The 5381-nt window shown below is 56.6% G+C and carries 8 protein-coding genes, 1 tRNA gene and 1 pseudogene; 5 read left to right on the top strand and 5 right to left on the bottom strand.

Annotated features, from left to right (window positions below):
- Together ABJK70_RS19430 and tadA are read left to right on the top strand one after the other, a co-directional pair.
- Positions 1–207 (top strand): annotated as a pseudogene (locus ABJK70_RS19430) (GMP synthase (glutamine-hydrolyzing)); the annotation flags it as partial.
- Positions 208–217: 10 nt separating this feature from the next.
- Positions 218–670 carry a tRNA adenosine(34) deaminase TadA gene (tadA, locus tag ABJK70_RS19425; RefSeq protein ID WP_077730316.1) on the top strand — a complete coding sequence of 151 codons (453 nt, stop codon included), beginning with the start codon at positions 218–220 and terminating at the stop codon, positions 668–670.
- Here tadA and mltF read toward each other — a convergent pair.
- Positions 667–2196 carry a membrane-bound lytic murein transglycosylase MltF gene (mltF, locus tag ABJK70_RS19420; RefSeq protein ID WP_347258820.1) on the bottom strand — a complete coding sequence of 510 codons (1530 nt, stop codon included), beginning with the start codon at positions 2194–2196 and terminating at the stop codon, positions 667–669. The genes tadA and mltF overlap by 4 nt on opposite strands.
- A 73-nt stretch (positions 2197–2269) precedes the next feature.
- On the opposite strand from mltF, the gene ABJK70_RS19415 reads away from it, so the two are divergent.
- Positions 2270–2362, top strand: a tRNA-Ser gene (locus ABJK70_RS19415).
- Positions 2363–2429: 67 nt separating this feature from the next.
- On the opposite strand, the gene ABJK70_RS19410 is transcribed toward ABJK70_RS19415, so the two are convergent.
- Together ABJK70_RS19410 and ABJK70_RS19405 are read right to left on the bottom strand one after the other, a co-directional pair.
- The gene (locus tag ABJK70_RS19410; RefSeq protein WP_139841076.1) at positions 2430–2696 is read right to left on the bottom strand and encodes an AlpA family phage regulatory protein; all 267 of its coding nucleotides are present in this window, start codon (positions 2694–2696) and stop codon (positions 2430–2432) included.
- Between the two features lie 412 nt (positions 2697–3108).
- Positions 3109–3237 carry a hypothetical protein gene (locus ABJK70_RS19405; RefSeq protein WP_276205391.1) on the bottom strand — a complete coding sequence of 43 codons (129 nt, stop codon included), beginning with the start codon at positions 3235–3237 and terminating at the stop codon, positions 3109–3111.
- A 153-nt stretch (positions 3238–3390) separates the two neighbouring features.
- Here ABJK70_RS19405 and ABJK70_RS19400 point away from each other — a divergent pair, with 153 nt between their 5' ends.
- Positions 3391–3681: a nucleotidyltransferase family protein gene (locus tag ABJK70_RS19400; RefSeq protein WP_077730313.1), complete on the top strand. Its 291-nt coding sequence runs from the start codon at positions 3391–3393 to the stop codon at positions 3679–3681.
- The gene (locus ABJK70_RS19395) at positions 3678–4037 is read left to right on the top strand and encodes a DUF86 domain-containing protein (protein WP_077730312.1); all 360 of its coding nucleotides are present in this window, start codon (positions 3678–3680) and stop codon (positions 4035–4037) included. Before ABJK70_RS19400 ends, ABJK70_RS19395 begins: the two co-directional genes overlap by 4 nt.
- Positions 4038–4196: 159 nt before the next feature.
- Here the strand turns inward: ABJK70_RS19395 and ABJK70_RS19390 are convergent, their stop codons facing one another.
- Together ABJK70_RS19390 and ABJK70_RS19385 are read right to left on the bottom strand one after the other, a co-directional pair.
- Positions 4197–4706, bottom strand: a complete 510-nt coding sequence (locus tag ABJK70_RS19390) for a GNAT family N-acetyltransferase (RefSeq protein ID WP_156879668.1) — start codon at positions 4704–4706, stop codon at positions 4197–4199.
- The gene (locus ABJK70_RS19385; RefSeq protein WP_347258819.1) at positions 4693–4986 is read right to left on the bottom strand and encodes a DUF1778 domain-containing protein; all 294 of its coding nucleotides are present in this window, start codon (positions 4984–4986) and stop codon (positions 4693–4695) included. The genes ABJK70_RS19390 and ABJK70_RS19385 overlap by 14 nt, the downstream gene beginning before the upstream one ends.
- Between the last annotated feature and the right edge of the window lie 395 nt (positions 4987–5381).

Raw genomic sequence — 5381 nt, 5'->3', positions numbered from 1 at the left:
GGCGTCATGGGCGACGGACGCCGCTACGATTTCGTCGTCGCGCTGCGCGCCGTTGAAACGATAGACTTTATGACCGCCCGCTGGGCGCATCTGCCTTACGACTTTCTCGATCTCGTCTCTCGCCGGATCATCAACGAAGTACCCGGTATATCAAGGGTAACCTACGACATCTCGGGCAAACCGCCGGCCACCATTGAGTGGGAATGATCCCCTGTCCATGGCTCCCAGCGACGAAGACTGGATGCGCCATGCCCTGGCGCTTGCCGAACAGGCCGGCGACATGGGCGAAGTGCCGGTGGGCGCAGTGCTGGTCAAGGACAATGCATTGATCGCCGAAGGCCGGAACTGCCCGATCGGCACGAACGATCCTACCGCTCACGCCGAGATCATGGCGCTTCGGGCGGCCGGCGCGAATCTTGGTAACTATCGGCTGGTCGATACCGTTCTTTATGTGACGCTGGAGCCTTGCGTGATGTGCATGGGCGCCATCATTCACGCCCGGGTGAAACGGATTGTGTTCGGCGCCCCGGATCCCACGCGAGGCGCCGTTTGCAGCGCGTTGCAGCTAGCCGATACCGAGTTCCTCAATCATAAGGTCGCATATCAGGGCGGCGTCTTGAAGGAGGAGTGCGGCACCCTCCTCAAGCGCTTTTTTCAGGAACGACGCTAAACGCCCTCGGCCCGGGACTTTTCCGGTCCCATCGCCATCTTGCCGGTTGCATTTTCCTCGGTGAGCCAAACCAGCAGATCGTAGTACCGGCGTATGCTGTTCACATAATGAACGGCCACGGCGCCACGCGCTTTACCGTACTTGGTTTTGCGATACCAATTCGGTTTCCCGAGCAGAGGCAACACTTTCTTGATTTCGATCCATTTGTCGGGATCGCCACCGCGCCGCGCAACCAGATTCCGGGCATCCTCGATGTGGCCATAACCCAGGTTATAGGCCGCCAAGGCAAACCAGGTACGATCCGGGTCTTCGATCTGCGACGGAATGTTAGCCAAAGTCTGCCGAAGATAAGACGCGCCGCCCAAAATGCTTTGGACCGGATTAAATCGATCAGTTACTTTCAGCTCCTTGGCGGTGACGCCGGTCAACATCATCATGCCGCGCACACCTTCGGCGGAGACGGCCGTGCTGCGCCATTTCGATTCCTGATAAGCAATGGCCGCCAAAAGGCGCCAATCGATGTCATAACGTCTGCCCGCCTGCACGAACCATCGCTTGAACTTGGGCAGACGGGTCAAATAATCGCGACGTAGAGAACTGTCCAAAGCCACGTCGAATGCTTCCGCATGGCCGTAATAACGGTCGATCAACTGATCCAGCGTCTTGTCTTCCTTGATCTCCCGAAAAAACCGAACGGTTTCGTCGTACAGACTGGCATCCTCTGACATGGGCAAAGCCCAGGCTAGCTCCCGGGCCTTGCCGATATCGAAGGCGACTTGCAGCTTCGGATAATAGCGGCGCATGATCAACGCCTGATCCGAATTAGCAACGGTGTAGTCGACCAATCCTTCACTGACGAGAAACAGAAGTTCGTGAACGTCCTGATCGAAATTGATTTGCCAATTAAGGTCTCGATAGTTGCGCTTCAGCGCTTTGAGAGTGTTGACATGGCTGGTACCCGCCGAAACCTCCAACACGCCTCCGGCCAAATCGGCGATGCTGTTCGGGCGCGGACGACCGTCACTGTACAAGACTTGTTCGGTAAGAACGCGGTAAGGCGGTGCAAAGCGTAGTTTCTTTTTCCTTACCACATCGATAAGCAGCCCTGCTGCCGCTATATCCGCGCCTCCGTCATCAAGAGTCTGGATTGCCTGCTTAGCCGAATCCGACACTATAAATTTCACTTTGACATCGAGGCGCCTGGCGAATAGCTCGGCCAAGTCATGCTCCAGACCAACCGCTCCATTGACACTTTCATAGTAAGTGGAAGGCCCGTACCGGGTTACGACCCGCAGTTCACCGGATTGCTTGATCCGTTCCAACTGGGTTAAAGGCCGGGATGTTTCTTGAGTACACCCCGAGAAAGAAGCCGTGAAGAAGAGATAAGCGAGGAAACGGAAAACGTTGGATTGCTTTAATGCTGATTTTTTTTGTCGCCCCCTTATGAATTTGTTTTTATCGTCTACATTTTTCGCATGATCTAAACTTCGGCCCAAGGTGTCTTTCAGGTTTAGGCCGAAGGGCATGACTTCAGACAAATTCATGTCCCCCACCATTTAGTTCTCAACAAGAGTGTCGTATCATATCAGCCTTTTCCGGGGAGAGGTACCGAAGCGGTCATAACGGCGCCGACTCGAAATCGGATGGTCGGGGAAACCCGGCACGAGGGTTCGAATCCCTCCCTCTCCGCCAAATCAATAAGTTACGACTAGTTTCGTAGCCCACCTCAGTTCCCATCCCATCGCCGTAGTGCATGACGTTACACGCCTTGGGAGGCTCTCGAAGCTATCCATGCCTCCACTTCCGCCCGGTTCAGGCGCACGCAACGAGGCCCCAAACGGATCATTCTGGGGAATCGACACCCTAAATAGCCTCGAATCGCTTGCGGTACGTCTTCCTTGGACTTCTTTCCTTGTGCAATTTGCTGATCATAATCGCCGGCCTGAATCATTCTGTAGACCGTCGCGCGACTCACGGAGATGATCTTTGCGGCATCTGTAATGGTTACCAATGCTTTTTCGCTCATTATGACCCTCTCAAATTCGTCCAAACGATAATGGAAGTCAGACTTGATTGAACGCAGTTTCCTGATTTATGAAATTCAGCCTGCCTACATTGCACAACGCTTCAAAAACAGTGGCGACGGGAAAGGTTGTCAAATTTGCGATCAACTTGCGCTTTCTTTAATGCAGCATACCGGGACTCCTAAGGGGATGGGCATACATTCGAATCGTATCCGGGGCGCCAATTGAATTATTAATCAGGCCCGTAAATACCCTCCTGGTATTTCGGGCCGCCGCCCAGGTCGGTTACACGCCCGGCCTGGGCTCACGCGGCTTGTCGCCGCGCCGGGGCATCCCTGCCCCGGATTAACCCGGCCTATAAATATAGGCCGGGTTAATAACCCCTCGCGTCCACACTTAATTCGATGTGCCGGTTCACAGTTTGGCGATGGCTGCCGTGGGTAACCACAAGGTGAGCGGGGCATCGGGGAATCGTTCGAATTCGAAACGCTCATAATAGCGCCTGGCGTGCTCGTGCTTGGCATCGACCACAACGCCGACCATGCCGATTTCCTCCGAGAGACGGAGACACCGGGACAGCGCGTCGGCCAATAGCAGTTCGCCCGAGTCCCGCTTTGCTGTTCTCGAAAATCGTTCTTGAAATGCTATTATCGGTTTCTTACCGTCTCAACGAGTTGAGATAAGGAAAGGTGTCACATGCGACCATCCGTTGCGCTCAACCTCAAACGAAGCGCCATCCGCGAAGCGGCGAGCCGCTTCCGCGCGGCGAACCCGCGCGTCTTCGGCTCGGTACTGCACGGCACCGACCGGGACGGCAGCGACCTCGATCTGTTGGTGGATGCATTACCCGGCGCGACGTTGTTCGATCTGGGCGGTTTGCAGGACGAGCTGGAAGCGCTGCTCGGCGTCCATGTTGATCTCTTGACCCCGGCCGACCTGCCGCCGAAGGTCCGAGCCAAGGTGCTCGCGGAAGCCCAGCCGGTATGAGCGAGAGCCGCCTGCCCGACTACCTCGACCACATGCGGCAGGCCGCGACGGATGCGTGCAGCTTCGTCGAAGGCTTGAGTAAAGATGACTTTCTGGCGGACAAGCGCACCCAGCAGGCCGTCATCATGAGCCTCATCATCATCGGTGAAGCCGCTACGAAGGTAATGGACGGCTACGCCGAGGTGCCTTGGCGCAGCATGCGCGGCATGCGTAACCGCATCGCCCACGGCTACTTCGACATCAACCTCGACATGGTGTGGGACACGGTGCAAACGGCGCTGCCGGGGCTGCTGAAGCAACTATCCGCCGTGCGCCAGGATGCCGACGACGAAAACCGCTATGGGATCGAACCATGACGGACACCATGAACACATCCAGTATCGAGGCGTTGGCCAGCGCCTGGGCGCGGATCGCCAATGAGCACGGATGAGATCATGCCCTAACCCGCGGCGAAGATTGACAGGGTATAGGTCGATACTAACCCCTCGCGTCCACACTTAATTCGATGTGCCGGTTCACAGTTTGGCAATGGCTGCCGTGGGTAACCACAAGGTGAGCGGGGCATCGGGGAATCGTTCGAATTCGAAACGCTCATAATAGCGCCTGGCGTGCTCATGCTTGGCATCGACCACAACGCCGACCATGCCGATTTCCTCCGAGAGACGGAGACACCGGGACAGCGCGTCGGCCAATAGCAGTTCGCCCAAGCCCCGATTTTGATAGCGATGGTCGACCGCCAGCCGGGCCAAACGAGCTACTGGCAATGGGTAATTCGGAAAGCGGGATTGATACCGGGACGGCAACTGATCCTTGCGAATGCCCGATAGGGCCAGACTGTAATAACCGAGAATCGCAGCACCGTTGACGGCGACGTAGGTTCGGCTGACCTTGGTTTCGGCATGTTGACGCGCAAAGCGTTTGAGATAGCCGTCCAGTTCCGGGTCGCCGCAGGTAAAGCTTCGCCGATCATGATGGACGTGAAGCGCCTCGATCGCTTCCGGTAGAAAACCGTCACGAGGATTCACGTTCGGATTGCCATTCACGATGCCGTTGCATGGCGGCCGACAATTTCGGGCGGGGCTTGTCGGTATGGTCCAGAGCCGTAAAGAAAGCCTCCCAGTCACGCGGCGACAGCGTCATCAATTCCGCCTCGCTGAGAACTTGTTTGGCGCGCTCCTGCGCGGCGCCCAGTAGAAAGGCACTCACGGAAACGCCGGCCGTGGCTGCGGCGCGAACGATCAGTGCCTTGATTTCGGGCGAGGTCCTGAGGTCAATGCGCTCGTAGGGTGTGGTCGCAGTAGGCATGGCGGTCTCAATCATTGATACGGAAATTATACGGATCGAGTTTATATGACCTCGGAACTTCCAACAAGGTTCCGTACAGATGCCGTATTGGCACATTTCGCTTTCAACCTCCTTCACGACCGCCTTGATACATTGAAACCGGCTCAAGAAGCGGAAACCGGTCACCGGCGAATGATCGGTTTTGGGTGGTCATCGGGCGAAAAATCGGGCATCTATGGCTCATTGCAAACAGCGGCATTCCCCAGGAGTCCAGGGCATGAGCAATCAGTTTTCGGGCGTCGGCAACCTCGGTCAGGCGCCCGTGCTTCGCACCGTCCAAGTCGATGGCGAGGATCGGTCGGTGGCGGATCTGCGCGTCTACTTCGATCGCAGCGTGCCGCAAGACGATGGTTCCT

Source organism: Methylocaldum sp. (genome assembly GCF_039794385.1).
Classification (GTDB): domain Bacteria; phylum Pseudomonadota; class Gammaproteobacteria; order Methylococcales; family Methylococcaceae; genus Methylocaldum.
Note: the sequence above shows the minus strand (reverse complement) of the source record. Positions and strands in the feature narration are given on the sequence as shown.

Coding starts and splice junctions, on each gene's coding strand:
- ABJK70_RS19410 (WP_139841076.1), bottom strand. CDS start 2,696: ATGAGCGAAAAAGCATTGGTAACCATTACAGATGCCGCAAAGATCATC.
- mltF (WP_347258820.1), bottom strand. CDS start 2,196: ATGCCCTTCGGCCTAAACCTGAAAGACACCTTGGGCCGAAGTTTAGAT.
- ABJK70_RS19395 (WP_077730312.1), top strand. CDS start 3,678: ATGAGCGAGAGCCGCCTGCCCGACTACCTCGACCACATGCGGCAGGCC.
- tadA (WP_077730316.1), top strand. CDS start 218: ATGGCTCCCAGCGACGAAGACTGGATGCGCCATGCCCTGGCGCTTGCC.
- ABJK70_RS19405 (WP_276205391.1), bottom strand. CDS start 3,237: ATGGTCGGCGTTGTGGTCGATGCCAAGCACGAGCACGCCAGGCGCTAT.
- ABJK70_RS19400 (WP_077730313.1), top strand. CDS start 3,391: ATGCGACCATCCGTTGCGCTCAACCTCAAACGAAGCGCCATCCGCGAA.
- ABJK70_RS19385 (WP_347258819.1), bottom strand. CDS start 4,986: ATGCCTACTGCGACCACACCCTACGAGCGCATTGACCTCAGGACCTCG.